Here is a 25,223-nt window from a genome sequence, read left to right as displayed (position 1 = left end):
CCGCCGCTGCAGGGGCCGTAGGCTGGGACGATGAACGAGACGGACGCCGTGGTGCGCCAGTGGCGCAGGCAGTCACCCGACGGCGTGCTGCTCGACGGATTCCACGCGCTCAAGCATGCGCTGCGGTTCGGCGCGGACGTGCGCGTGGTGCTGACGAGCGACAGGGCGGCGGTCGCCGCGCTGGCCGAGTCGCTCGCGCAGGACGTCGCGGCGCAGGTGGACAAGCTGGCGGTGCAGGTTCCCGCGGCGGTGCTGCGGGACCTCGTGCCGCGGGTCCACCCCACCGGGATCGCGGCACTCGCGACGCGTCCTGAGCGGGCGGCCAACCTCGACGCGCTGGCGCGGCAGCCGCGGCTCGCGCCGGTCGTCGTCCTGGACAACCCGCGCAACCTCGGCAACATCGGCGCGGTCGTCCGCCTCGCGGCGGGGTTCGGCGTCACCGGCGTCGTCACGACCGGCGACGCCGACCCCTGGCACCCGGCCGTGGTTCGGTCCGGTGCCGGGCTCCACTTCGCGACCGCGGTCGAGCAGTTGACGCTCGACCTGCTTCCAGACGGTCCGCTGTACGTGCTGGACCCGGAGGGCGAGGACATCCGCGCCGTCACCATCCCCGACGACGCGCTGATCGCCTTCGGATCGGAGCGGCACGGGATCTCGGCGGAGCTCCGGGCGCGAGCGGCGCGACTGGTGGCGATCCCGATGCAGCCCCAGGTCTCCAGCTTCAACCTCGCCACGAGCGTGGGCATGGGCCTGTTCCACTGGATGTCGCGCCGGGACCGCGCGTCTGCGCCGTCTATGCAGCAGCCAGGCCCAACTCCCTGAGCAGACCGGCAATCTCGCGGCAGAGCCCTGCACCCGCGCCTCGCCGATGTTCAGCGACAGCAGGTCCGCCGGGCGCCGGGCGGCAGGTGTCTCGGGCTCGCGCGGAGCAGCGAGGCGCCGCACCACGTCCACGAACCGGATGCTTCCGCAGGGGCGGATGCCCTTGCTTCCCCGGATGCCCACGCGCTTGACCTCGGGGCAGCGGAAGAAGGGACCGAAGGGTGGGCCGCTGTCCTCTTCCGTGTTCGGGACACATACATCTGTCCGGCCGTGGAGGCAGTGGACCGAGCCGTCGGAGAGGACGCGGAAGTCGCCGTCCTCGATGCCGTCGATGCGTGCGACGAGGTCGACGGGTTCCCCGAGGGCCTCGGTGAGAGTCTCGGCCATCCGCTGCCGCTGCTCGCCGAGGTCGGCGTCGCCGCGGCGGAGCGAGGGGAGGAGTTCGGCGGTGACCCACTGCTGGAAGGGCTTGGCGGCGGGCTTCCTGGATCGCATGATCAGCGTGTAGAGCCCGCTCTCGCTGACCAGGCCCAGCAGCGGATTGCCGCGTTCGTAGCCTTTCCGGCCTGCGATTTTGCTGAATGCCTCACTTGAAGTGAGGGTTACGCCGCGGAGGTCGACGGTCTGGGTCTCGCAGCGATCGACGAGTTGGGTCGCCCAGCTGGGGTTGCTGCGTCCCAGGATTCGGCAGACGTCCGCCGTGGCGAACCACGGGTCGCCGTCGATCATCACGACGCGGATCGGCTGCCCCGTGACGGGGAAGGCCGAGTATTTGAGTGTGGGCTCTTTGGTGTGTGGCATGACGTCCCTCTCGGGTTGGTGGTGCTGACGTCCTGCCAAACGGGATAGTCAGACCGTGGTCACTCCTTCGGAGGAGCGCGACGGTTGTGTGCGGCGCGTGATCAGATCGCGCACGGGGGTGGCGCGGCTCGCCACCCCCCTGCCGACCCAGAGCAGGAACCCGGTCGGGAGGAACACCGCGTCCGCGGAGATCATCGCGAGCGAGAAGAACGGCAGGCCCAGGGCCACGGCGATGGCCGCGTGCTCGGTGATCATCAGCACCAGCAGGGCGTTCTTGATGCGGCGGTTGAACACCAGAAAGGGGAAGGCGACCTGGACCATCACCGTGCCATAGGTGATCAGGAAGACCGGGAGCGGATACGCGGTCAGCAGGTGGGAGAGCCCGGGCCAGGGGTCGAAGTAGTCCAGGTGCAGCGGGAAGTAGAGCGCGCTGCCGCTCTGCCAGAGCGAGCCCTGGATCTTGTACCACCCGGCCGTGGCGTAGATGAAGCAGACCTCCACCGCCACGACCAGCATCGCGCAGTTGTGCAACATGTTCCCGAGCGCGTCCATCAGGGTGCGTGGCTCGCCCTGCGGGTCGCGGCGTCCGAGCCACCACCACAGGCCGCCGAGCAGCCAGAAGCTCCAGAAGACCGTGCTCCAGCTGAAGATCCCGACATTCAGCATGCCCTGCGTGGCGGCGCCGGCGAACTGCGCGTACGCGAGCAGCATGCCGAGAACGGCCCACAGTGCCACGTCCGAGTGGTCCCCCACCGACTCCGGGCGCAGCCGCCGCCGTCGGGCGTCCAGGGACCAGACCTGGCCGCAGCGCGTGAACGCCAGGTAGATCGCGACCAGGTGGACGACGTTGTCGCCGCCGTCCCCGACCAGGATGCTGCGGTTCTGGATCGACAGCACAGCGACCAGGAAGAGCACCGACATCGTCCGGGTGCGCCACCCGAGCAGCAGCAGCGCGCTGACCACGATCGCCGCCGCGTAGACGGCCTCGAACCACCACCGGTTGTCCGACCAGGCCAGCACGGTGAACGCGTGGTTGCCCGCCAGCATCTGGCGGGCGAGGTCGAGGCTCCATGCCGTCCGGTCCCCGTACAGTTCGCGACGGTGCGGCCACTCGCGGAGCAGGAAGCCGCCGAAGCACAGCGCGAAGCCGATCCGGACGACCGCGGCCTGGTACGGCGCGAGGGCGCGGCCGGTGAAGGCCGTCCAGCCGGTCAGTACCGTGGCGGTGAGTCGCGCACGCACCTGTTGGACGCTCATCCCTGCAACCCCGTGTAGTCGTCGTCGGAGACCGCCCACCACGGCAGCGTCCGGTAGCTGGTCTGGGGCTTGTGCGCGGCGCCGGTCCAGCTCGGGCCCGCGAGCGGGGTGGTCGCAGCGCGGAACTGGATCTGGATGATCTGGTTGCCCTGCCAGTCGCGGCCAAAGCGCTGAAGGGCGATCCGCTTCAGGTACTCCCTGGACAGCGGGCCGCCGAGGCCGAGCGAGGTCTCGTCCTGCTGGTTGTGCCAGGCGGTGTAGTAGTCCCAGGCTCGGCGCAGCTGGTTCTGGTCGGCGTGGCTGGGCGCGGGGTTGTGGCGGATATGCGCGATGTCCTGCGCGGTGAGGCCGATCCAGCCGGACTGCGGGCGGGCGCCGCCGGGGGTGAGCGTCTGCACGCGGGCCTCGACGGCGATGTTGTCCTGCAGCGGGTTGGGGGCGAAGAGCTGCCAGTTCTGTTCGAACTCGGGGTAGACGTGGGAGTTGATCTGCGCCTGGTACTTCTGGGAGATGGTGTTGGAGGGGGCTATGGAGAGGAAGACCGTGCCGAGGTGCCAGACGGTGGCGCTGGCCAGGAGCACGGCGGTGACGGCGAGTACGAGCAGCGAGGTCAGCGACCAGCGAGCGGTCTCGGGGTCCGCGGCGGGTGGCGGGTCCGCCGCCGACGGCCGTGCGTCGTCGGGCGCCTCCTTGGGCGCCTCATTGGGGGCCTCCGCGGTCGGATCGGGGGTCGCGTCGGGGGGCGCGTCCTCGGCACCGGGGGACCGCCGCTGCGCGGGCAGGTCGAAGCCCGGTATGGCGTCCGGCTGGGTCGTCCCGTTGGGATGATCTGGCACGCTTACCTGCTCGCTGTCGTCCTAGCCCGTGGCTCTTGAGGTCCGACCCGAACGGTACTGACCTCGCGCTGCCTGTGACAGCGGGAGTCGACCATTGACCGATTTCATCGATTTGTCGGTATCCGGTCGAGCCTCCGGGTGTTGCCGCGAGCCTTCCTATCCACTAGAACCTGTTCTAATCTGACGTCTCGTCATATCGGGTCGCAGAAGGGCAAGCCGTGGACTTCACCTTCACCGAGGAGCAGCAGGCCGCGGCCGAGGCCGCCCGAGCGGCCTTCGCCGGCGTCACGCCGGACGGCGGCGTACCGAGCCCTGCCGTCGGCATCGAGCCGGTGTCCGAGGACGTCGACCGCGAGCTGTGGCTCCGGCTCGCCAAGTCCGATCTGCCGGGTATCGCCCTCGCCGAGGAGTACGGCGGTTCCGGGCTGGATCCCGTCGCCTGGTGCCTGGTCCTGCGCGAGGCGGCGCGCGTCCTCGCCCGGGTACCGCTGCTGGAGACCGGGGCCGCCGCGCTCGCCGTCCAGCGGTACGGCAGCGAGGAACAGCGCCGGCGCCTGCTGCCCGAGGTCGCCGCCGGACGCCTGCTGCTCGGGGTGGCACCCCACGGCAGGACCGGGCACGAACCCGCCGACCAGGCGGTACGCGCCGAGGCGGACGGGCAGGGGGGCTGGACACTGCACGGAGTGCAGACCGCTGTTCCGCACGCCCAGGTCATGGACCGGATCGTGGTCCCGGCGCGGGGCGACACGGGGACACTGCTGCTGCTCGTCGACCCGCACGCTGCCGGCGTCGAGCTGCGCCGGCAGGTCACGGCCCATGGCGAGCTCGCCGCCGAGCTGGTGTTCGACGGCGCGCGGGTGGATGCGGCGGCGCAGCTCGGCGCGCCCGCACCGGACGCCGCCAACTGGCTGTACCTGCGCGGACTGCTGATCGTCGGCACTGCCGCGCTGTGCCTGGGCCTCGGCGAGCAGATCCTGCGGATCACCGCCGACTACACGGGCAAGCGCGAGCAGTTCGGCCACCCTGTGGCGACGTTCCAGGCGGTGGCGGTCCAGGCCGCGGACCGCTACATCGACCTGCGCGCGATGGAGGTCACCCTGTGGCAGGCCGCCTGGCGGATCGGTCTCATCGAGAAGGGCGAGACGGACACCGTGTCGGAAGGCACCGGACGCCTCCCGCTCGCCGCGGACCTGGCCACCGCCAAGGTCTGGTCCGCCGAAGGCGTCCGCGCCGTCGCCGCCACCGCGCAGCACCTGCACGGTGGCATGGGCGCGGACCTCGACTACCCGCTGCACCGCTACCACGCCTGGGCCAAGCACCTGGAGCTGTTCCTCGGCCCGGCCCCTGCCTACGAGGAGGAGATCGGCGCGATCCTCGCCGAGCACCAGCTCTGAGCCGACTCTGAGCCGACTCCGAGCCGACTCCGAGCCGACTCCGAGCCGACTCCGAGCCGGCGGCCGGCGCATCGCCATACTGGGCGCATGACGGCGTACGACGCTGTGGTGCTGGCCGGTGGCGCGGCCCGACGGCTCGGCGGAACGGACAAGCCCGCGCTGATCGTCGGCGGCGCCCCACTGCTCGACCGGGTCCTCTCCGCCTGCGTGCCGGCCGGAGCCACGATCGTGGTCGGCCCCGAGCGGCCGACGATCCGCCCGGTGCGCTGGGTGCGGGAGCAGCCACCCGGCGGTGGGCCGGTGGCCGCCGTCGCGGCCGCGCTGCCCTGGGTCACGGCCGAGGCGGTTCTGCTGCTCGCCGCCGACCTGCCGTTCTTCGACGCCGCGACAGCGGGGCGGTTGCTTGCCGAACTGGCCGAGCCCGGCGTCGACGCTGCCGTCCTCGTCGACCCCGGGGGACGCGACCAGCCCCTCGCCGCCGCCTACCGCGTCGCGCCGCTCCGGGCGGCGCTGGCCCGGCTGGTCGAGGAGCACAGCGGCGATCCCACCGGCCTCCCGCTGCGCCGCCTGGTCGGCGACCTGGCCACCCGGCGGCTCCCCGATCTGTCGGGCGCGGCCGAGGACTGCGACACCTGGGACGACCTGCGGCACGCCCGGGCCCGGGACGCACGCAGGTCGTAAGACCGACCGGCACGTAAGGGGCGGTGTCGCGGGCCGAGGGCTCTCGCCTGGCCAGGTTGTCGTCGGTCGCCAGTGCTCCGCAATGGCTCCTTCCTCCGCCCCGCCCAGACTCGCCCCCAAACTTCGTCCGGGGGCGCCCCTCCCTCAGCTCGCTCCTTCACTCACCCCTCATTCGCCGGTCGGTCAGCCGGTGAAGGGACGGACACGAAGCGGAAACCGCCCCTTGCACGCTCGCGGCTGGTCCATCGGCGACGATGGACCTGTGCTGGATGACTGGATCGCCGCTGCGAAGTCCGAGCTGGGTATCGACCTGGAGGTCGATGTGCCCGGCCTGCTCGACATGACCAAGGATGTCGCCCACGGTGTGGCCCGCCCCGCCGCACCGCTGACCGCGTTCCTGGTGGGCTACGCGGCCGCGCAGGCGGGTGGCGGCGCGCAGGCCGTGGCCGAGGCCAACAGAAGGGTCGCGGCCCTGGCCGCCCGCTGGGCCGAGTCGCCGCGACCGGGAACCGGGACGACGGCCGAGGGGCCGGGCTGATGGGCGCCGAGCCGGCCTCCGGCAGCGACCTGCTCGGGGCGTACCCGTTCCTGGTCCGCGCGACCGCCGCGACCGGCGCGACCGGCGCGACCGCCGTGGCGGGCGCCGACGACCGTCCCCGACCCTCCGCGTCGGGCGACACCCCGTTCGACTACACCGCGCCGGCCGAACCGCCGCGTCCCCGTGCGCCCGCACCTGCTCGGTCGACGAGTGACTCGGCCGGGGCGCCGTACGACCACGCCGCCGCCGAAGCGCGCGCCTCGGCGGCCGACGCCGCGACCCACGCGGCGCCCATGGCCTGGTCCCAGGCCCGCCGCCGGGCCTGGCGTGCTGTCAGCGCGCCGCTGCCGCCGGTCCGGCTGCCGCTCCCGGACGCGCTCGGCGGCAGCCTCGCCGTGCCGCTCGAGGCCCTCACCGACCTGCCGGCCTTCGACACCTCCGCGATGGACGGCTGGGCCGTCTCCGGTCCCGGACCCTGGCGGCTCGACCGCCGCCCCGCCGACCAGATCCTGGCCGGTCAGTGCGGCAGCGTGCCGCTCGCCGACGGCGCCGCCGTGCCGATCGCCACGGGCGCCCGTCTCCCGCCCGGCGCCACGGCCGTCCTGCGCAGCGAGGACGGCCGCGTGCACCGCGACCGCGGCGGCGCGGAGCTGCTGCACGACCACGGCGCGACACCACTGGACCAGGGCCGGGACATTCGCCCCCGCGGCCAGGAGTGCCGTACCGGCGAACCGCTGCTGCCGTCCGGCTCCACGGTCACCCCCGCCGTGCTCGGCCTCGCCGCCGCAGCGGGCTGCGACCTGCTCACCGTCCACCGCCGCCCCACCGTCGAGCTGCTGGTGCTGGGCGACGAGTTGCTGGACGCGGGGCTCCCCCGGGACGGCCGCATCCGTGACGCCCTCGGTCCGCTGCTGCCGTCCTGGCTGTCCGGATACGGCGCACGGATCACCGCCGTGCGCCGTATCCGGGACGATCTCGGCCTGCTCCGGGACGCGCTACTGCAGAGCCCCGCCGACGTCATCGTGACCACGGGCGGCACGGCCGCGGGCCCGGTCGACTTCCTTCACCAGGCGCTGTCAGAGGTGGGAGCGAAACTGCTGGTGGACGGCGTCCGGGTGCGTCCAGGGCACCCGATGCTGCTGGCTGCGCTGCCGCCGAACGAGCCCGCCGGCGCCGTCGGCGGCGGCCGTCCCCGCCATCTGGTCGGCCTGCCGGGCAATCCGCTGGCCGCCGTCGCCGGAGCGCTCACCCTGGCCGAGCCGCTGCTGCGCGCTCTGGCCGGCTGCCCACCGGCCGAGCCGTACCTGGTCGCGGCGGCTGTCGCGCTCCCGGGCCATCCCGAGGACACCCGGCTGGTGCCGGTCGTCCTCCCCGAACGGGGTTTGCTGCCGCTGGCGTTCGACGGTCCGGCGATGCTGCGCGGCCTCGCGCTGGCCGAGGGCTTGGCGGTGGTCCCGCCCGGCGGCCTGCCCGCGGGCGCACGGGTCGAGGTACTGGAAGTCCCGACCGGATGAGCCGGAGGAGCCGTGAGCAGCCTCCCGCCACGGGCGAGGCGGTACTCCGCCAGGTCATGCTGCCCGCCACAGGTTCGCGGCGCCGCTGAACAGGTCGGCCGCCGGGTCGTCCTCGCGCTGCGCGGCTGGTGGTGGCACCGCCTCCGTGGCGGGTAGCGTCGCGACCATGCGAGCGATCACGATTTCTGAGCCGGGCGGTCCCGAGGTGCTGGTCTGGAGCGAGGTGCCCGATCCGGCGCCCGGGGACGGGGAGGTGCTGGTGGAGGTGGCGGCCTCCGCGGTGAACCGGGCGGACCTGTTGCAGCGTCAGGGCTTCTACAACCCTCCGCCCGGCGCGTCACCGTATCCGGGACTGGAGTGCTCGGGGCGCATTGTCGCCGTCGGCACCGGGGTGAGCGGTTGGGCGGTCGGCGAAGAGGTATGCGCGCTGCTGTCGGGTGGCGGGTACGCGGAACGGGTAGCCGTGCCGGCGGGCCAGCTGCTGCCGGTGCCCAAGGGTGTCGACCTGGTCGAGGCTGCCGCCCTGCCCGAGGTCGTCTGCACCGTCTGGGCCAATGTGTTCATGCTGGCCCATCTGCGCCCCGGCGAGACCCTGCTGGTCCACGGTGGTAGCAGCGGTATCGGAACCATGGCGATCCAGCTGGGCAAGGCGATCGGCGCGATGGTCGCGGTGACGGCCGGCAGTGCGGAGAAGCTGGAAGCCTGCCGGGCTCTGGGCGCGGACGCGCTGATCAACTACCGCGAGCAGGACTTCGTCGAGGCAGTGGGCCCGAATGGCGCCGACGTGATCCTCGACGTGATCGGTGCGAAGTACCTGGACCGCAACCTGGACGCCTTGGCCGTCAACGGCCGCCTGGTCGTCATCGGCATGCAGGGCGGCGTCACAGCGGAGCTGAACCTCGGCAAGCTGATGGCCAAGCGCGCCGCGATCGTGGCCACCAGCCTGCGCGCCCGCCCGCTGGACGAGAAGGCCGCGATCGTGGCAGCGGTGCGCGAGCACGTCTGGCCCCTGCTGGAGAACGGCCGGGTCCTCCCGGTGGTGGACCGGGTGTTCCCGCTCGCCGACGCCGCCGAGGCTCACCGCCTGATGGAGAGCAGCACCCACATCGGCAAGATCCTGCTGCAGGTCTGAGCCCCGGCGCAGCCGAGAACTGCTGCGGAGCCGACCGTTGCACGGTCGGCTCCCGCGCCGCGCGGCCGGACGCCCGTGCGCGGGGCAGGACAGCACTGCGCCCGTGGCCGTCGTTCCGCAAGGGAACGGCCACGGGCGCAGCGGATGACGGACGAGCGCCTACGTGGTGTAGTAGCCGTCCAGATCGGCGATGACCTGGACGGTTCCTGCGGAGCCGTTGTAGAAGTCGATCTTTCCGTTGATAACGGGGACGACGACCAGGTTGGGGATCGTCTGTCCGGCACTGAAGTTGAGGTTGGAGACAGTCGGCAGCGGCTGGCTGTTCGGGAACACCGTGAGGAAGCCCCCGCTCGTGGGCCCGGTTACGGTCACGTTCAGCACGACAGCGGTGACCGTGCCCGGAACCGGCGTCCCCGGCAGGTCCATGACGGACAGGCTGGCGGCTCCGCCAGGGACGATCGCCCCGCCGGCCCTGCCGAGCCCGGTGCGGGTGTCCATCACCCGTACCGGCCCGACGGTCTGGAAGCCCGAGCCGCCGGTGGAGTAGTAGCCGGTGATGTCGGCGAGCAGGTCGACGGCGCCGCTGGAGCCGTTGTAGAGATCGATTTTTCCGTCGATGACAGGGACGACGACGAGGTTGGGGATCGTCTGTCCGGCGTTGAAGTTGAGGTTGGACACGGTGGGGAGACTCTTGCCGTCGGGGTAGACGGTGACGAAGCCTGCGCCGGCCGCGTTGACCTCGGTGACGTTCATCGCGACCGCGGTGACGCCGCTTGCGGGAACCCCGGCCACGCCGTCGACCTGTAGCTTCACCGTCTGGCGCGCGCCGACACGGACCTTCGGCGCACCCAGTCCTGACCGCGTGTCCAGGATCCGCGAGGGGCCGACCGTGGTCAGCGCGGAGCCCGAGCCGCTGGTGGAGTAGTAGCCGGTGATGTCGGCGAGCAGGTCGACGGCGCCGCTGGAGCCGTTGTAGAGATCGATTTTTCCGTTGATGACGGGGATGACGACGAGGTTGGGGATCGTCTGTCCGGCGTTGAAGTTGAGGTTGGACACGGTGGGGAGGCTCTTGCCGTCGGGGTAGACGGTGACGAAGCCTGCGCCGGCCGCGTTGACCTCGGTGACGTTCATCGCGACCGCGGTGACGCCGCTTGCGGGAACCCCGGCCACGCCGTCGACCTGTAGCTTCACCGTCTGGCGCGCGCCGACACGGGCCTTCGGCGCACCCAGTCCCGACCGGGTGTCCAGGATCCGCGACGGCGTCAGGGGCACGAACAGGCTGTTGGGCTGCGGCGTCGGAGCGGCCGTGACGGTGTAGGCGCCGGGCAGGTATCCCGGCGAAGGGGTTCCGACGGAGTAACCGACGCCGTCCAGCATCAGGTCGTACTTGCCCGGCGTGAGACCGGCGGTGGAGAGCAGCACGGTGAGCGAGGTGCCGTCAGGGCTGGCGGACACCACCTGGTTTACCTGGTAGTTGCTCACCACAGTGCCGTTGCTGGCGAGATCCAGCTCGGTGCCCAGATTCAGGCCGGTTCCATGCACGACGACCTGGTTCTGTGTCCCGGCTGGTCCGACGGCGGGCGAGAGGGAGTTCAGCGTCACGGCTGCGGGGGGAGTGGCGCAATTCCGTTCGCATACACCCTGCATGACGTAGTCGATCGGTGTCGGCGAGTTGCCCGGCGTCACCATCATGACCGCTTGGTCCGTTGTGCTCGATGGTGTCTGGCATTGGAAGCTGAAGTTGTTGCCCCCGCCGCCGATGTTGCAAATTCCGATGCCGTTCGTCCAGTCGGCGTTGTCGTACATGCTCACCCACGGACTGCCGGTATGCGTCGGCGTGACGATTCCGACGCCGAGCAGCTCCGAGGTCGGCATCTGAACCACGGCGCAGTAGCCAGTCGAGGTCTCGGTCAAGGATCCGTTCTGCGGGGCGAATCCGTTCGCGGACAGCTGGTGTGCTGTGCACTCCGATGCCCAGCCGGCCGCGGTGCCCACCCGCCAGGTGTCCACGCGCGCGGGGATAGTGATCCCCGCGTACCCCGACGCGATCACGATCACCTGATACGAGGTGGATCCAGTGACCTGGCAGGAGACGCCCCACTGGCGGCAGATGATGGAGCCTGTGGCGTCGGCGACCTCCAGTACCGCACCAGCCGGTGCCGGGACGTTGGCCCTGGCGGATGTCCAGATCTTGTCCGTGGCCGCCGCGGTGATCCGAACGCATACCGCGTCCAGGGCAGAGGTCAGCAGGAAGCCCGTGGACGGGCCGCCCACGGTCGTGGACGCCGGGGTGGAGCAACTTGCCGTCCGCGACACGTCGCGTCGCACCACTTTGTACGTGTCGCTGCCGGTGAGCTTGACGCCCTCCACCAGGGCGGTGTAAGCGACGCCGGGCGCGTAGGAACAGATGGCGGTGCTGAAGCCTATGCAGATCTGCTTGCCGCTCGGGTCGTTGACGGTGATGTTCCCGTCGACCTTGTTCGCGATGTTCTGGTAGTCGATCATCTCCCCGACGGAGTGCTGGTTCGCGGGGATGCTCAGGCACTTGACGTACGAGCTGACGGTGAGCGAGACCTCTGCTCCCCAGGATCCGCCGAATCCGGACTGGGGCCAGACGGCGCAACCGGAGGAGGAATCCGTGCGTTGCAGCAGGAGCTGGTAACCACCCGTGGCTTCCTGGGCCGACAGGAGCGCGCGGAACGGCGCGGTGCCGGTGAGCTGGCAGGTGGCGTAGTTGAACGATGCGCTCGGGCACTGCTGGGCGCCGGTCGCGTCCACGACCTGCATCTGCGGATTGCTGCCGTCTGCGGTCGGTTGGTCGAATATGTAGTCCGACTTCCCGGAGGCGGTCGGCAGGGTCAGGCAGATCTCCTCGGCGATCCCGCTGAAGCCGCCCGTCGCGGGGCCGGAGGCGAAGCCGGTGTCACCCGTCGCGGTGCAGCCGCGGCTCTCGTCCGCTGCGATGAAGACGACGCCGAAGGGCGGGGTGGACGCGGGGTACTCGGTTGCCACGAAGTCGTAGGTTCCGGGAACCAGTTGGCAGGTCGAGCCGGAGTTGGTGCAGGCCGCGGTGCCGTCGGGGTGGTAGAGCGTGCCGCTGATGCCCCCGAATTGGGAGGTTGCCGCGTACACCTGGTACTGGTCGGCTGTGGTGACGGTCAGGGTTCGGCAGGCCACGGCGGAGCTCGAGTCCGGCACGGTGCCGTAGGTCTGCTGGGTCACCGTCAGGCAGCCCTGCGGCTGGGAGACGCTGTTCAGTTGGAGGAAGTATGTGACCGCTTGCCCGTAGTCGTTGCTGGCGAGCACGCGGTATGGGGCGGTGCCGGTCAGGGTGCAGTCACCCTCGTCGTCGATGCAGATCTGCGTGCCGGTCGCGTCATAGACGGCCACGGTCAGGTCTTGCCACGGCGTGGAGGACAGGCCGACGTGGAGCACGCTGCCGCTGGTCATGGCCAGCGTGTAGCAGTTGCCAGTCGTGCTCGCGGCAACCGCACCCTGGAGCGTCGGCGCGGAGAATGAGGGGTCAGCGACCGTGCAGGAGGCATCGGAGAGCAGCGGGGTATAGGCAAGCGTGTAGGCACCGCCCCCGTTCTGAACCCGCACCGTGTAGGTTCCGGCCTGGGCGGTGGCGCACTGCGAGTTCTGGTGCCCGTAGGGCTGCTGACAGGTGACGACACTGCTGTCAGGCGCGTTGATGGTAATCGGCAGGGCATTGCCGCCGGTCGACGTGGCTCGCACCAGCAACAGGTCGGTCGCGTTCGGCAGAGTCAGCGTGTACGTGTCGGTGCCGCCGGCCGAGGGCGTGGTGCAGGGGTAGACCGTGTCCGCCGTGATGGGGCCGGAGCAGGTGTCGGGCACACTGCTGTGGGCGATGGCGCTCCTGACGGCCGCGGCGCTGAGCTTCTTCGCGTCCGCCTTGGGGCCGGTGGGGATCTGTGCCTTCACCGGCGCGGTGGGCTTGGTGACGAGCTTCGGCTTCGCGGCGGCGGTCGCCGACGTGCTGGGCGCGGGCTTGGTCGTCGCAGTGGATGTTCGTGTCGGCGTCGCCGTCGCAGTCGCCTTCGTGGTCGGCTGGGACGCGACCGCGTACGCGGTACCGGTCGGGCCGACGAGCGCGGCCAGGACCGCGACGAGCAGCGTGAGCACCCCCCACAGGCGTCCGCGTCTGAATCTGCGTATGGTGGTTGCTGGCATTTTGCCTGCTTTCCCCCTCTATTCGCGCAAAGCCTGCCCCTGTGGTAATCACAGCGGCCCAATAGGGCAGGCGGAGCATAGCAAGCACATTCGCAAGTGAGTGGGGCGCCCTGGGCGTTGACCACGCGGGCGCGCGGGGCAATTCCTCAGGGCTCGGCTGCGCGAATTCGCCCACCAAGCGCAATGGGCGCAATGAGGTGGAAAAGGTTCGCGGGTGCCCCGGAAGGGCGTGAGTATGGTGTGAACCGTCGCCTGTCTGCGGCGGAACTATGCCTTTTCTGCGCGCATTCCGCCTCGACACCACGGGCCGCGGCCTACCTGGGGCGCAACGGGACGCCCTGGCTGTGAACGGACGCCTCGTCGTCGGACTGCGGGGCGGGACCAAGGGCGAACTGGACCTCTGCAAGCTGCCGGCGGGGCGAGGTGCTGCTTCAGGCGTGACTCTGAGCCCGGTCGCCCACGCTCTGTCCAAAATGCCGGATATAAAGATATATGGGAGTGTCGCAGGGATACTACTGTCGGGTGCTGGCCGGTATGCCCTCCGTGCAGGGGCCGACAGCGGTCTGAAGGGTGTACGGCGTGGACACGACTCCTCGGACTCCTCGGACCTCTCGCAGCATCCTCCGTCACGTCCTCGCCCTCACCGTCGTGTTTGGCCTCGCGGTGCTGCTCGGGACGGGCCTTCTCTACGGCACGGCGCCGCAGGGGGTGGCGGCCACGCCGAGAAACCCCGGCGTCCAGCCGCCGGATCCGTACGGGTCCGGCGGGCTGCTGGTCTCGCTGCCGGGCGGCGGACACGTCCGGCTTGTCTGGCCCGGCGGCTCGCGTCAACGGCCCGGATCGCCCGGCCGCCCACCGCAGGTACCGCCGGTCCCGCCACCCGACGGCGCTCCCACCGCCGGCGCAGGCGGGACGCCGACCAGCACACCGAGTACCCCGCCGAGCGCTGCGTCCAGCACCCCGGCCACTACCCCGCCGTCGAGCGTGCCGGAGCCGCTCCCGGTGCTCCCGGTCCCGGTGCTCGGGCCGCTGTTTCCCGCAGCCACCCCGCACAGCGGCCCGCCGGCTGCCGCCACGCCGCGCCCGACGACCCCGACGACCCCGCCGTCCACCGCGCCCGAGGGGCCGGAGACGGCCGCCCCGCCGCCCGGCGAGCCGGGCCCCGTTTCCTCCGGGCCGGCGCCCTGGCTCCCGGTCGGGAACGGGCCGCCCCCGCTCGGCCCCCAGGCACTCGTCGCGCCACTCGCCGGGCTCGACGCTCTGCCGGCGAACAACCGTGCGGCTGCCAGGCAGACAGTCGGACTGAGCCGTCGGCTGATGCCGCTCGGGGTCGGTCTGGCGCTCATCGGCTGTGGCGCGGCGCTCTTCGGCTGGCGGTTGCGCCGGCTGTAGCGGGCATTCGGCGTCGACGGCGTACACCCGTTCTGCGGGGTGCTACACCCGTGGGCCGCCTGTTGGGGCAGAATGACGCCATGAACAGCCCGAACGCGCGGCCCGAAGACGGCCCCCAGGTCCTGATCGTCGGCCCCGACGGGAAGCCCGTCGGAGCACTTCCCGGTGGCGGCCGAAGGTCCGCCGAGGGGGAGGGGGCCGAGGGCGAGCCCCGGGAGCTCCCGATCACGGAGATGGTCGAGCAGCCGGCGAAGGTCATGCGGATCGGCAGCATGATCAAGCAGCTGCTGGAGGAGGTCCGGCAGGCGCCGTTGGACGAGGCCAGCCGAGTCCGCCTCAAGGAGATCCACGCGAGCTCCGTGAAGGAGCTGGAAGCCGGACTCGCACCGGAGTTGGTGGAGGAACTGGAGCGGCTGTCGCTGCCGTTCACCGAGGAGGCCATCCCGAGCGAGGCCGAACTCCGGATCGCTCAGGCGCAGTTGGTGGGCTGGCTGGAGGGTCTGTTCCACGGCATCCAGACCGCCCTGTTCGCCCAGCAGATGGCGGCCCGCGCCCAACTGGAGCAGATGCGCCGGGCCCTGCCGCCCGGTGCCCATGGCGCCGGTATGGACGACTCCGACGACGGCCACGGACAGATCCGCTCCGGCCCCTATCTGTAGCGGTTATCCGTAGCGCTGCCCACAGTCCGTCCACAGTCCCCCCACACGCCGGTCCGCAGCCGGTCCGGGACCGTCCGTTCGGAGACGGTCACGGACCGGGATCGGTCCGGGTGCGCTGCGACGCGAGTCTGTGCGGGCCGCTAGCCTAGGCCCCTGGCGGCTCACCGACAGGCGCGCGGGCATGCGCTTTCGCGTGCCGAGGGGGAGAGAGAAACTGATGAGCGAGCAGGGCACCACCGGGCAGGGCGGCGGCGCGGGGCGGACGGTCGGTCACGGCCGGTACCTGCTCCGGGACTTGCTCGGGCAGGGCGGGATGGCGACCGTCCATCTGGCTGACGACACGGTCCTGGACCGCCCGGTGGCGGTCAAGACCATGCTCGGCGAGATGAGCAGGGAGCCGTCGTTCCGTGAACGCTTCCGCCGTGAGGCGCAGGCGGTGGCCCGGCTGAACCACACCAACATCGTCGCGGTGTACGACAGCGGCGAGGACGTCAACGACGAGGGCGTCCACGTCCCCTTCATCGTCATGGAGTACGTCGAGGGCGCCTCGCTCAGCTCCGCGCTGCGCGACGACATCGCCCGGCACGGCGCGATGCCCACCGACCGGGCGCTGAAGATCACCGCCGACGTCCTCGCGGCGCTCGCGGCCTCGCACGAGCAGGGCCTGGTGCACCGCGACATCAAGCCCGCCAACGTCATGCTGACGAAGCGCGGCGTGGTCAAGGTGATGGACTTCGGCATCGCCCGTGCCATGCAGTCCGGGGTCACCTCGATGACGCAGACCGGCATGGTCGTGGGCACGCCCCAGTACCTCTCTCCGGAGCAGGCCCTCGGCAAGGCCGTGGACGCGCGCTCCGACCTGTACTCGGTCGGTTGCCTGCTGTTCGAACTGCTCACCGGCCGCCTGCCGTTCGAGTCCGACTCCGCACTGGGCATGGCCTACCAGCACGTCCAGGAGACGCCCCCGGCGCCGTCCACCCTCAACGCGGCGGTTCCGCCGGGCGTGGACGCGCTGGTCGCGCGGGCGCTGCGGAAGGATCCGGTGCACCGCTTCCCGGACGCCGACGCGATGCGCGAGGAGTGCGAGCGGGTGTCTGGCGCGGGTGGTGCGGGGGCCAACACGCCGCTGATCATCGGCGAGGGTCCGCGGGCGACCGGGGTCGGCGGGTCCGGCGCGAACGCGGTGTTCCCGCAGGCGCAGGGCCGGCTCGGCACCATGCCGCCGCAGCCGCAGCAGCCCTACCAGCAGCAGGTTCCGCAGCAGACCCCGCCGCCGTACGGCCCGGCTCCGACGCCGCAGTACCAGCCGCAGGGCCTGCAGACCCCGCCGCCATACGCGCAGCAGCCCGGCGTTTCCACGCCTCCGCCGTACGCCCGGCCGGGCGTGCCGACGCCGCCGCCCTATCCGCAGCAGGGGGTGCGGACTCCGCCGCCCTACGGGTCCGCGCCGACGCCCCAGCCGCAGCCCATGCGGATGGGGCCGGTGCCCACGCCGGTGCCGACCCCCAGGCCGGGCACGCGCCCGTTCGTCAACCCGGCACAGACGCCGAACTCGCCCATTCCGGAGGGCGGCCGGGGCTGCGGCGCGGCAGCGGCGGTGATAGGCGTGATCGTGGGTGTGCTCGTCCTGATCGTGCTGATCCTGGTGTTGGTCCTCAAGAACCAGGGCAGCAGTACCAGCAACAACGGTTCCGGCCGCCGCGCCCCCGTCCAGGTGGCCACGGTGACCGCCGAAACCCCGTCCGACCAGCAACGGAACGTGACCGGACTGGGCTGAGCGGAGACCCGAGTTACGGCCACGCAGTGATCGGCGGGCACGTGCGGGCCGGGAAACCGGTAGCGTGCACGTGCGGGGCGTTCCCCGGTCGGCGCGCCGTGCGCGGAGAGTCATCGACCGGGTGAGACCGGGTACACGTCCGGGCCCGGGCAGGATGCGGGCGCGGTGCACAAGCGAAAACCGACGGCGGAGAGTAATGGCAGACAACGAGCATGCCGACGGCTGGGACGGCGCGCAGCCCGGCACGCCCGTGGACGGCAACCCCACGGTGGGCGGCCAGTGGATCGGCGGACCTGCGGGTGGCGGATCCGCCGCCGGTTCCCATGATGTGACCTCCGCGTACGGAAGTCAGTACCCGCCGCCGGAGGAGCCGTCGGTCACCTCCACCAGCGGTCTCAGCTACTTCGGCGAGGGTCGCTACCGCCTCACCCACCGGCTCGGCCGGGGCGGCATGGCCGAGGTCTTCGCCGCCAGGGACGTACGGCTGGGCCGCACCGTCGCGATCAAGGTGCTACGCCAGGAGCTGGCCGAGGACGCCACCGCCCGGATCCGGTTCACCCGCGAGGCCCACTCGGTCGCCTCGCTGAACCACCACGCCGTCGTCGCCGTGTACGACACCGGCGAGGAGGCGCACGCCGGCGAGACCGTTCCCTACATCGTCATGGAACTGGTCGAGGGCCACACGGTCCGCGAACTGCTGCAGGGCGACGAGCCGCCGCCGGTCGACCAGGCACTGATCATCACTGCCGGGATCCTGGAGGCGCTGGCCTACAGCCACCGTCACGGAATCGTCCACCGCGACATCAAGCCCGCCAACGTGATCATCACCAACGCCGGCGCGGTGAAGGTGATGGACTTCGGCATCGCCCGCGCCCTGACCGGTGCGACCAGCACCATGACGCAGACCGGCATGGTCATGGGCACGCCCCAGTACCTCTCCCCGGAGCAGGCCCTCGGCAGGCCCGTCGACCACCGCTCCGACCTCTACGCCACCGGCTGCATGCTCTACGAGCTGCTGACGCTGCGCCCGCCGTTCACCGGGGACACTCCCCTGTCGGTGGTGTACCAGCACGTCCAGGACATGCCGGTACCGCCCTCGCAGGCCAACTCGCGGGTGCCGGCCGGCCTGGACGCGCTGGTGCTGCGCTCTCTGGCGAAGGACCCGGACGACCGCTTCCAGAGCGCCGACGAGTTCCGGGCCCACCTGCAGCACGCGCTGCGCACCATGCACCAGGCCACGGGGCCCACCGAACTGCTGCCCAGCGCCGCGGCCGGTGCCGCCGCCGCGGCGATGATGACCCCGACCGTGGTCGGCGGCGGGATGAACCCGACCGTGGGCACCCCGATCCCACCGAACGCGGGCGGCCCCCGTCCGCCCGCGTACCAGCAGCCCTACGGCGACGACGAGGAGGGTCGGGGCGGCAACCGGCGCGCCCTCTTCGCGGTGATCGCGGTACTGGTCGCCATCGCGGCCATCGCCGTCGGCGTGTCACTGGCCATGAACGGCGGCAGCGGCAGCAACCCGGGGCCGGGCACATCGGTCTCCAGTTCGAACTCGGTGCAGCCATCGGACACGTCGACCACAGGTTCGCCCACGCCCTCGGCCAGTCCTTCGCAGAGCGCGCAGACCAGCGTGCCGCCGACCCAGCAGACGCAGAGCAGCACGCCGACCGCGACGCGCACCCGGGAGACGCCGACCGCCAGCCCGACACCGTCGGCCAGCGCCTCGGCCTCGGCCAGCGCCTCGGCTTCGGCGAGCGGGGGTCCGAGCAGTTCGGCGAGCCCGGGCGGGGGGAATGCGGCAGGGAGCACCGGCGGCGGTACGCCGACCTCCACCGCTACCAAGGCCGGGACCACCTGACCCCGCGTCAGTTCACGTAGGCGTCCAGCACCTGCTCGTACTCCTCGCACCACCACACCAGCTGCGCCGCCGCCGCCGGGAACAGCGGGTCCGCCCGCACGTCCCGGCGCTGGTAGCGCCAGCGCAGCATCCAGAAGTCGTTGAGCCGTTCCCACCACACCCGGTGCACGCCGGCGGCGACCTGCTCCGCGCTGCTCCCCGACGCGTCGCGGTAGGCGCGCGCGTACTGCCGCAGCCTGGGCAGGTCGAGCACGCCGGTCTCGGCATGGTGGAAGAAGAGAGTCGCGGCGCGCACCGCCTCCTCGGTCCGGGGCCGGAGTCCGAGCCGGTCCCAGTCGAGGACGGCCACCGGGGTCCGATCCCGGTACAGCAGGTTCAGCGGGTGGAAGTCGCCGTGCACCCATCCCGTCGGCGGGGCGGCCTCCGGCTGAGGACGGCGGTGCCCGTGGGCGGCCAGCAGTTCGCGGCGCTGCCGCAGGCGCTCTCTGGCCAGGGCGTCGAAGGGCTCCTGCGGGAGGCGGCGACGGGCCCGGTCCAGCAGTTCGCTGATGGTGCGCTCGGTGTCGGCCGGGTCGGCGCTGGGCACGGCGGCGGGTTGGGAGACGGGCGGCTGGATCTCGGCGAGGGCGGTGTGGACGCGACCCAGCAGCGTGCCGAGTGCGGCGCACTGCTCGTGGTCCAGCGAACGTCCGGTTCGGTGCTCGCCCTTGATCCACGGGAAGAGGGCGTAGCGGCGCCCGCGCAGCAGGACGAACGTGCGCCCGTCGCGGGCGGCCAGCGGCGGCGCCGTCGGCAGGCCGCGGTCGCGCAGGGCGGCTATGGCCCGGTGCTGGGCGGCGATGGCGGATCCTGTGGCGTGGCCGGCGTCGTCCAGGTACTGCTTGAGGAAGTAGGTGCCGTGCGGGCCGCTGACCCGCAGCCCCCGGTTGAGCAGGCCTTGCTCGACCCGGTGCAGCGTCTGCGCGTCGACGGGGTCGGGGAGGTCGTAGCGGCGCAGCACGCCCGTGGCCGGGATGCCGTGCACCCTGTCGAGCAGCCCCGAGGGTGTCTGAGAGTGCGTCTGACCCCGCGTCACGAAACTGATGTTACTGCTGTTACTGCTGGGACAGGTGCAGTCTGATCAGCCTCCACCGCGGGCATCCCAGTCGCGATTAGTCATGCCCGCGCCAATGTCGATTTCGCTGCCGCGAACCGCCCGAATGCGCGGCGTAATGCCTGGTTGTGTCCATATTTACGATGGAATGGGGTACGTGGACGTCCTACGACAGAAGCGGTAAGCCCTTCCGCTCTGTAACGTTCTCCTGCAGGATCAGGGCACACCTACCGCCGGTCCCGCACCCCGCGCATACCCCGCGCAGTGAACGGAGACGGCGACCGGACCGGTTGCCGGAAACCCCGGAGGCCGGAGAGACCGAGGAGTGAACGTGACCGTCGACAGCACGACGGGGGCACTTACAGCTGCCCCCGGCGACCACGGTAGCCCTGTAGAGACGGGCCCACCGGAGCTGGTGCAGCTGCTCACCCCCGAGGGGGAACGAGTCGAACACCCCAGCTACTCACTGGAGACCACTCCGGAGGAGCTGCGCTCCATCTACCGTGACCTGGTGCTGGTCCGTCGTTTCGACGGTGAGGCCACCTCGCTGCAGCGCCAGGGCGAGCTGGGCCTGTGGGCGTCGTTGCTCGGCCAGGAGGCCGCCCAGGTCGGCTCGGGCCGCGCGATGCGCCCCGGCGACTACGCCTTCCCCACCTACCGCGAGCACGGCGTCGCCTGGTGCAAGGGCGTGGACCCGCTCAACCTGCTGGGCATGTTCCGCGGCGTGAACCACGGCGGCTGGGACCCCAACGAGAAGAACTTCCACCTCTACACCATCGTCATCGGCTCGCAGACGCTGCACGCCACCGGCTACGCGATGGGTATCACCAAGGACGGCAGCGACGACGCGGTGATCGCGTACTTCGGGGACGGCGCCTCCAGCCAGGGCGACGTGGCCGAGGCATTCACCTTCGCCTCCGTGTACAACGCCCCGGTCGTGTTCTTCTGCCAGAACAACCAGTGGGCGATCTCCGAGCCGACCGAGAAGCAGACCAGGGTGCCGCTGTACCGGCGCGCCTCCGGCTTCGGCTTCCCCGGCGTCCGGGTGGACGGCAACGACGTGCTGGCCTGCCTCGCGGTCACCCGCGCGGCTCTGGACCGGGCCCGCAACGGCGAGGGCCCGATGCTGATCGAGGCCTTCACCTACCGGATGGGCGCGCACACCACCTCCGACGACCCCAGCCGCTACCGCATCGCGGAGGAGCTGGAGTCCTGGAAGCTCAAGGACCCCATCGAGCGGCTCAAGGCGTACCTGGTGCGCGAGGGCTGGGCGGACACCGAGTTCCTTGACGCCGTCGAGGCGGAGAGCGAGCAGCTGGCCCGCCGCGTCCGCGAGGGCGTACGGACCATGCCGGACCCCGATCCGTCGTCGATCTTCGAGAACGTGTACGCCGAGGGCCACGCCCTGGTGGACGAGGAACGCGCGGGGTATCTGGCCTATGCGGCGTCGTTCGCAGAGGCAGAAGGGGACGAGAACTGATGGCAGCCGAGCAGTTCACCATGGTCAAGGCGCTCAACGAGGCGCTGCGCCGCTCCATGGACGAGAACCCCAAGACCCTGGTCATGGGCGAGGACGTGGGCCGCCTGGGCGGCGTCTTCCGGGTCACCGACGGCCTGCACAAGGACTTCGGCGACGAGCGGGTCATCGACACCCCGCTGGCCGAGTCCGGCATCGTCGGCACCGCGATCGGCCTGGCCCTGCGCGGGTACCGGCCGGTCGTCGAGATCCAGTTCGACGGTTTCGTGTACCCGGCGTTCGACCAGATCGTCACCCAGCTCGCCAAGATGCACGCCCGCGCCCTGGGCAACATCAAGCTCCCGGTCACCATCCGCATCCCCTACGCGGGCGGCATCGGCGCGGTGGAGCACCACAGCGAGTCCCACGAGGCGTACTTCGCGCACACCGCCGGGCTCAAGGTCGTCTCCCCGTCCAACCCGGTGGACGCGCACTGGATGCTGCGCCAGTCCATCGCCTCGGACGACCCGGTGATCTTCCTGGAGCCCAAGCGGCGCTACTGGGACAAGGCTGTGCTGGACCCGACCGGCGCCCCCGAGATGCCTCTGCACGAGGCGCGGGTCGCCCGCCCCGGGCGGGACCTGACGCTGATCGCCTACGGCCCGATGGTGAAGGTCTGCCTGGAGGCCGCCGCCGCGGCGGCGGAGGACGGCCTTAACCTGGAGGTCGTGGACCTGCGCTCGCTCTCTCCGGTCGACTTCGACACCCTGGCGGAGTCGGTCAGGCGCACCGGGCGGGCCGTGGTGGTGCACGAGGCGCCGGTGTTCCTGGGCATGGGAGCGGAGCTCGCGGCACGGATCACCGAGCGCTGCTTCTACTCGCTGGAGGCGCCGGTGCTGCGCGTCGGCGGCTACTTCGCGCCCTACCCGCCGTCGCGGGTGGAGGACACCTTCCTGCCCGACCTGGACCGGGTGCTCGACGCTGTCGACCGCGCTATGGCCTTCTGAGGGGTTGAAGGAGACGTCATGAGCGAGCGTAGCGAGGGAATCAAAAGAAGGTGCGCCCCGGGCGAAGGCCGCCGCGAGCGAAGCGAGGGGCACGCATGAGCACTGCAGTTGAGTCAGTTCGCCAGTTCAAGATGCCCGACGTGGGCGAGGGACTCACCGAGGCCGAGATCCTCAAGTGGTACGTCCAGCCGGGCGACACCGTCACGGACGGGCAGGTCGTCTGCGAGGTGGAGACCGCCAAGGCGGCGGTGGAGCTGCCGATCCCCTTCGACGGGGTGGTCCGGGAGCTGTTCTTCACCGAGGGCGTCACCGTCGATGTCGGACAGGTGATCATCAGCGTGGCCGTCACGGGGTCGGCCCCGGCCGGGGCGGAGCCGGATGCCGAGGCCGCCGCGGTGTCCGAGCCCGAGCCCGAGCGCCGCGAGGTGCTGGTGGGGTACGGGCCGCGCACGGGCGCAGCCAAGCGCCGCGCGCGCAAGGTGGCGCTGACGCCGCCGACCGCCGCCGCGCCGGTGGCCGCACCGCTGGCGGCAGCACCGCCGGCTCCCGTGGCCGCCGCTCCCGTGGCCGCCGCGCCGGTCGCCGAGCTGGCGCGTCCGCTGGCGAAGCCTCCGGTCCGAAAGCTCGCCAAGGACCTGGGCATCGACCTCCACACGGTCACGCCCACCGGCCCGAACGGGACCATCACCCGCGAGGACGTGCACGCCCGCACCGCCGCTCCGGCCGCCGCCCCTGCCGTCGCTCCGGCCGCTCCGGCCGTCGCGCCCGCCGAGCCGGTGACCGTCTCGGACGGCGACCTGCGCGTCCCCGTCCGGGGCGTGCGCAAGGCGACCGCGCAGGCCATGGTGGCTTCCGCCTTCACCGCCCCGCACGTCACCGAGTGGGTGCAGGTCGACGTCACCCGCACGATGAAGCTGGTGCGCAGGCTCAAGGAGACCGGCGAGCTCGGGGCAGGCGTCCGGGTCAGCCCGCTGCTGCTGGTCGCCAAGGCCCTGCTGACCGCGATCCACCGGCACCCGGAGGTCAACGCCAGCTGGGACGAGGCCGGACAGGAGATCGTGGTCAAGCGCCGGGTCAACCTCGGCATCGCCGCCGCCACCCCGCGCGGTCTGCTCGTCCCCAACATCAAGGACGCGGGCGCCAAGTCGCTCGCCGAGCTCGGGGATGCGCTGACCTCACTGATCGGCACCGCCCGTGAGGGGAAGACCTCGCCGGCGGACATGCAGGGCGGCACGGTCACCATCACCAACGTCGGCGTCTTCGGCGTCGACTCGGGGACCCCGATCCTCAACCCGGGCGAAGCGGCGATCCTCGCCTTCGGCCAGGTCAGGGAGCTGCCCTGGGTCCACAAGGGCCGGGTCGTACCGCGCCTGGTGACCACCCTGGCGCTGTCCTTTGATCACCGCATGGTGGACGGGGAGCTGGGCTCCAAGGTCCTCGCCGACACGGCGGCGATCCTGGAGCAGCCCAAGCGCCTCATCAGCTGGGGCTGACCGGTCGGGGGCCGGTGGCGGGCATCCGCCACCGGCCCCACCGGCCACGTACGGGTGAAGCCGCGCCGGGTGACGGATGGTCATGACGGCGCGCTGGGTACTCCTTCGCGGACTGTGATGTCCAACGGCGGAGGAGTACGCCCATGCGACCGACGGCCCGCGTCCCCGCGCGCCGCAGGCTGCTCGCGACCGTGCTGGCGGCGTGCCTCGCGGCACTCGGTCTGGCGCTGGCACCACCGCAGCAGGCGACCGTGCACGCCGCCGCGCGAGCCTCCGAGGGAGTGCTGCTCGTCGACAACGGCGACCCGGCGAAGCGGATCACCCTGGTCCTCCTCGGCGACGGCTACACCGCCGCCGAACTCCCCCGCTACCGGACCGAGGCCGCGACCGTCTGGCAGGCGCTGACGGCGGTCGAGCCGTTCCGCACCTACCAACACCTGTTCGACGTACGGCGGGTGGACGTGGTCTCCGCACGCTCGGGCCTGCGCGCCGGCTCGCCCCTGGGCATGCACTTCGGCTGCGAGGGCATCGCCCGACTGCTCTGCGCCGACGCCGACGCTGTGAGTCGCCGGGCGGGCGGTTCGGGCGGCCCGCAGTACCTGATCGCGCTCGCGAACTCCAGCGCCTACGGCGGCGAGGGCGGCGATGCGACGACGACCCTGGCTGCGGGATCTCCGGACGCGGCCCGGATCCTCCAGCACGAGATGGGCCACACGGTCGGCGGGCTGGGCGACGAGTACGACTCTGCGCCGGGCGCCCCCGCGGAGCACGCACCCGGGTACCCCAACCTCGGCTCCGCCGACGAGGCGACCATGCGGGAACAGCGGCAGAAGTGGTGGCGCTGGCTCGGCGCGACCGACCCGAGCGGCGGCGCGGTCGGTGCCTACCTCAGTGCGAACGGCCTCTACCGGCCGACCCGGGACTCGATCATGAGGACCCTCGGTGGCGTCTACAACCTGCCGTCACGCGAGGCGATCATCGAGTCGATCTACCGTCAGGTGGGGCCGGTCGACCGGGTCGATCCGGCGCCGGGCACCGCGGACGGGCGTCCGATGCTGCGGGTCCGGCCGGTGCAGCTGGTGGGCCCCCGCCGGATCGAGGTGACCTGGCAGGTCGACGGACGCCCGGCGCCCGCCGCCGCGGTCGGCGAGGACAGCCTCGACACAGCACGGCTGGAGCTGACGCCCGGTCAGTGGACTCTCGTCTGTGCGACCGTCAGGGACACCACGCCCTGGCTCAGGGACGAGTCGTTTCGCGCCGCCAGGATGACCAGCACGGTGAGTTGGAGTCTGCACGGTTGACCCGCCGTGACCGCA

At 71.6% G+C, this 25,223-nt stretch carries 18 protein-coding genes and 2 pseudogenes; 15 read left to right on the top strand and 5 right to left on the bottom strand.

The features are described from left to right. Positions 1–30: 30 nt before the first annotated feature. Positions 31–822 (top strand): TrmH family RNA methyltransferase, encoded by a 792-nt coding sequence (locus ABIA33_RS20260; RefSeq protein WP_370083686.1) that lies wholly within the window; start codon positions 31–33, stop codon positions 820–822. A 279-nt stretch (positions 823–1,101) separates the two neighbouring features. Continuing rightward, positions 1,102–1,416, top strand: a complete 315-nt coding sequence (locus ABIA33_RS20255; protein ID WP_370083684.1) for a hypothetical protein — start codon at positions 1,102–1,104, stop codon at positions 1,414–1,416. Here ABIA33_RS20255 and ABIA33_RS20250 read toward each other — a convergent pair. From ABIA33_RS20250 to ABIA33_RS20240, 3 genes and pseudogenes are all read right to left on the bottom strand, one after another. After that, positions 1,315–1,551: pseudogene (locus ABIA33_RS20250) on the bottom strand (BRO family protein); the annotation flags it as partial. The gene ABIA33_RS20255 and the pseudogene ABIA33_RS20250 overlap by 102 nt on opposite strands. A 120-nt stretch (positions 1,552–1,671) precedes the next feature. After that, the gene (locus ABIA33_RS20245) at positions 1,672–2,880 is read right to left on the bottom strand and encodes an HTTM domain-containing protein (RefSeq protein ID WP_370083682.1); all 1,209 of its coding nucleotides are present in this window, start codon (positions 2,878–2,880) and stop codon (positions 1,672–1,674) included. Beyond that, a complete protein-coding gene (locus tag ABIA33_RS20240; protein WP_370083680.1) occupies positions 2,877–3,716 on the bottom strand; it encodes a DUF5819 family protein in 840 nt (279 codons plus the stop codon). Before ABIA33_RS20240 ends, ABIA33_RS20245 begins: the two co-directional genes overlap by 4 nt. Before the next feature lie 218 nt (positions 3,717–3,934). On the opposite strand from ABIA33_RS20240, the gene ABIA33_RS20235 reads away from it, so the two are divergent. The 5 genes and pseudogenes from ABIA33_RS20235 (at position 3,935) to ABIA33_RS20215 (ending at position 8,975) form a co-directional block, all read left to right on the top strand. Continuing rightward, entirely contained in the window at positions 3,935–5,110 is a 1,176-nt protein-coding gene (locus ABIA33_RS20235; protein ID WP_370083678.1) for an acyl-CoA dehydrogenase family protein, read from the top strand. Positions 5,111–5,197: 87 nt separating this feature from the next. Continuing rightward, on the top strand, positions 5,198–5,791 hold the full coding sequence (locus tag ABIA33_RS20230; protein WP_370083676.1) for a molybdenum cofactor guanylyltransferase: 594 nt from the start codon (positions 5,198–5,200) through the stop codon (positions 5,789–5,791). Positions 5,792–6,035: 244 nt separating this feature from the next. Then, a pseudogene (locus ABIA33_RS20225) lies at positions 6,036–6,329 on the top strand (DUF6457 domain-containing protein); the annotation flags it as partial. 293 nt (positions 6,330–6,622) lie between these two features. Continuing rightward, a complete protein-coding gene (locus ABIA33_RS20220) occupies positions 6,623–7,843 on the top strand; it encodes a molybdopterin molybdotransferase MoeA (protein ID WP_370083808.1) in 1,221 nt (406 codons plus the stop codon). Between the two features lie 166 nt (positions 7,844–8,009). Beyond that, entirely contained in the window at positions 8,010–8,975 is a 966-nt protein-coding gene (locus tag ABIA33_RS20215; protein ID WP_370083674.1) for an NAD(P)H-quinone oxidoreductase, read from the top strand. 159 nt (positions 8,976–9,134) lie between these two features. Here the strand turns inward: ABIA33_RS20215 and ABIA33_RS20210 are convergent, their stop codons facing one another. Then, a complete protein-coding gene (locus tag ABIA33_RS20210; protein WP_370083672.1) occupies positions 9,135–13,121 on the bottom strand; it encodes a hypothetical protein in 3,987 nt (1,328 codons plus the stop codon). 627 nt (positions 13,122–13,748) lie between these two features. Here ABIA33_RS20210 and ABIA33_RS20205 point away from each other — a divergent pair. From ABIA33_RS20205 to ABIA33_RS20190, 4 genes are all read left to right on the top strand, one after another. Beyond that, on the top strand, positions 13,749–14,561 hold the full coding sequence (locus tag ABIA33_RS20205) for a hypothetical protein (RefSeq protein WP_370083670.1): 813 nt from the start codon (positions 13,749–13,751) through the stop codon (positions 14,559–14,561). Positions 14,562–14,641: 80 nt separating this feature from the next. Then, positions 14,642–15,220 carry a bacterial proteasome activator family protein gene (locus ABIA33_RS20200; protein WP_370083668.1) on the top strand — a complete coding sequence of 193 codons (579 nt, stop codon included), beginning with the start codon at positions 14,642–14,644 and terminating at the stop codon, positions 15,218–15,220. 217 nt (positions 15,221–15,437) lie between these two features. Continuing rightward, positions 15,438–16,997 carry a protein kinase gene (locus tag ABIA33_RS20195; RefSeq protein ID WP_370083666.1) on the top strand — a complete coding sequence of 520 codons (1,560 nt, stop codon included), beginning with the start codon at positions 15,438–15,440 and terminating at the stop codon, positions 16,995–16,997. 196 nt (positions 16,998–17,193) lie between these two features. Then, entirely contained in the window at positions 17,194–18,858 is a 1,665-nt protein-coding gene (locus ABIA33_RS20190) for a protein kinase (protein ID WP_370083664.1), read from the top strand. Positions 18,859–18,865: 7 nt separating this feature from the next. Here the strand turns inward: ABIA33_RS20190 and ABIA33_RS20185 are convergent, their stop codons facing one another. Continuing rightward, positions 18,866–19,933: a phosphotransferase enzyme family protein gene (locus ABIA33_RS20185; protein WP_370083662.1), complete on the bottom strand. Its 1,068-nt coding sequence runs from the start codon at positions 19,931–19,933 to the stop codon at positions 18,866–18,868. Between the two features lie 349 nt (positions 19,934–20,282). Here ABIA33_RS20185 and pdhA point away from each other — a divergent pair, with 349 nt between their 5' ends. From pdhA to ABIA33_RS20165, 4 genes are all read left to right on the top strand, one after another. Further along, a complete protein-coding gene (gene pdhA, locus ABIA33_RS20180; protein WP_370083660.1) occupies positions 20,283–21,431 on the top strand; it encodes a pyruvate dehydrogenase (acetyl-transferring) E1 component subunit alpha in 1,149 nt (382 codons plus the stop codon). Continuing rightward, entirely contained in the window at positions 21,431–22,414 is a 984-nt protein-coding gene (locus ABIA33_RS20175) for an alpha-ketoacid dehydrogenase subunit beta (RefSeq protein ID WP_370083658.1), read from the top strand. The genes pdhA and ABIA33_RS20175 overlap by 1 nt, the downstream gene beginning before the upstream one ends. 95 nt (positions 22,415–22,509) lie before the next feature. Continuing rightward, positions 22,510–23,907: a dihydrolipoamide acetyltransferase family protein gene (locus ABIA33_RS20170; protein WP_370083656.1), complete on the top strand. Its 1,398-nt coding sequence runs from the start codon at positions 22,510–22,512 to the stop codon at positions 23,905–23,907. Between the two features lie 143 nt (positions 23,908–24,050). Beyond that, positions 24,051–25,208 carry a M64 family metallopeptidase gene (locus tag ABIA33_RS20165; protein ID WP_370083654.1) on the top strand — a complete coding sequence of 386 codons (1,158 nt, stop codon included), beginning with the start codon at positions 24,051–24,053 and terminating at the stop codon, positions 25,206–25,208. Positions 25,209–25,223: the final 15 nt, after the last annotated feature.

The sequence above is a fragment of the Streptacidiphilus sp. MAP12-16 genome (assembly GCF_041262165.1).
Lineage (GTDB): Bacteria > Actinomycetota > Actinomycetes > Streptomycetales > Streptomycetaceae > Streptacidiphilus.
This window is presented reverse-complemented; position numbering and strand designations above follow the sequence as displayed.

Excerpts from the sequence above, each read along its gene's own strand:
- ABIA33_RS20215 (WP_370083674.1), top strand. The coding sequence starts at position 8,010 with ATGCGAGCGATCACGATTTCTGAGCCGGGCGGTCCCGAGGTGCTGGTC.
- ABIA33_RS20195 (WP_370083666.1), top strand. The coding sequence starts at position 15,438 with ATGAGCGAGCAGGGCACCACCGGGCAGGGCGGCGGCGCGGGGCGGACG.
- ABIA33_RS20230 (WP_370083676.1), top strand. The coding sequence starts at position 5,198 with ATGACGGCGTACGACGCTGTGGTGCTGGCCGGTGGCGCGGCCCGACGG.
- ABIA33_RS20170 (WP_370083656.1), top strand. The coding sequence starts at position 22,510 with ATGAGCACTGCAGTTGAGTCAGTTCGCCAGTTCAAGATGCCCGACGTG.
- ABIA33_RS20190 (WP_370083664.1), top strand. The coding sequence starts at position 17,194 with ATGGCAGACAACGAGCATGCCGACGGCTGGGACGGCGCGCAGCCCGGC.
- ABIA33_RS20260 (WP_370083686.1), top strand. The coding sequence starts at position 31 with ATGAACGAGACGGACGCCGTGGTGCGCCAGTGGCGCAGGCAGTCACCC.
- ABIA33_RS20165 (WP_370083654.1), top strand. The coding sequence starts at position 24,051 with ATGCGACCGACGGCCCGCGTCCCCGCGCGCCGCAGGCTGCTCGCGACC.
- ABIA33_RS20245 (WP_370083682.1), bottom strand. The coding sequence starts at position 2,880 with ATGAGCGTCCAACAGGTGCGTGCGCGACTCACCGCCACGGTACTGACC.
- ABIA33_RS20200 (WP_370083668.1), top strand. The coding sequence starts at position 14,642 with ATGAACAGCCCGAACGCGCGGCCCGAAGACGGCCCCCAGGTCCTGATC.
- ABIA33_RS20220 (WP_370083808.1), top strand. The coding sequence starts at position 6,623 with ATGGCCTGGTCCCAGGCCCGCCGCCGGGCCTGGCGTGCTGTCAGCGCG.
- ABIA33_RS20175 (WP_370083658.1), top strand. The coding sequence starts at position 21,431 with ATGGCAGCCGAGCAGTTCACCATGGTCAAGGCGCTCAACGAGGCGCTG.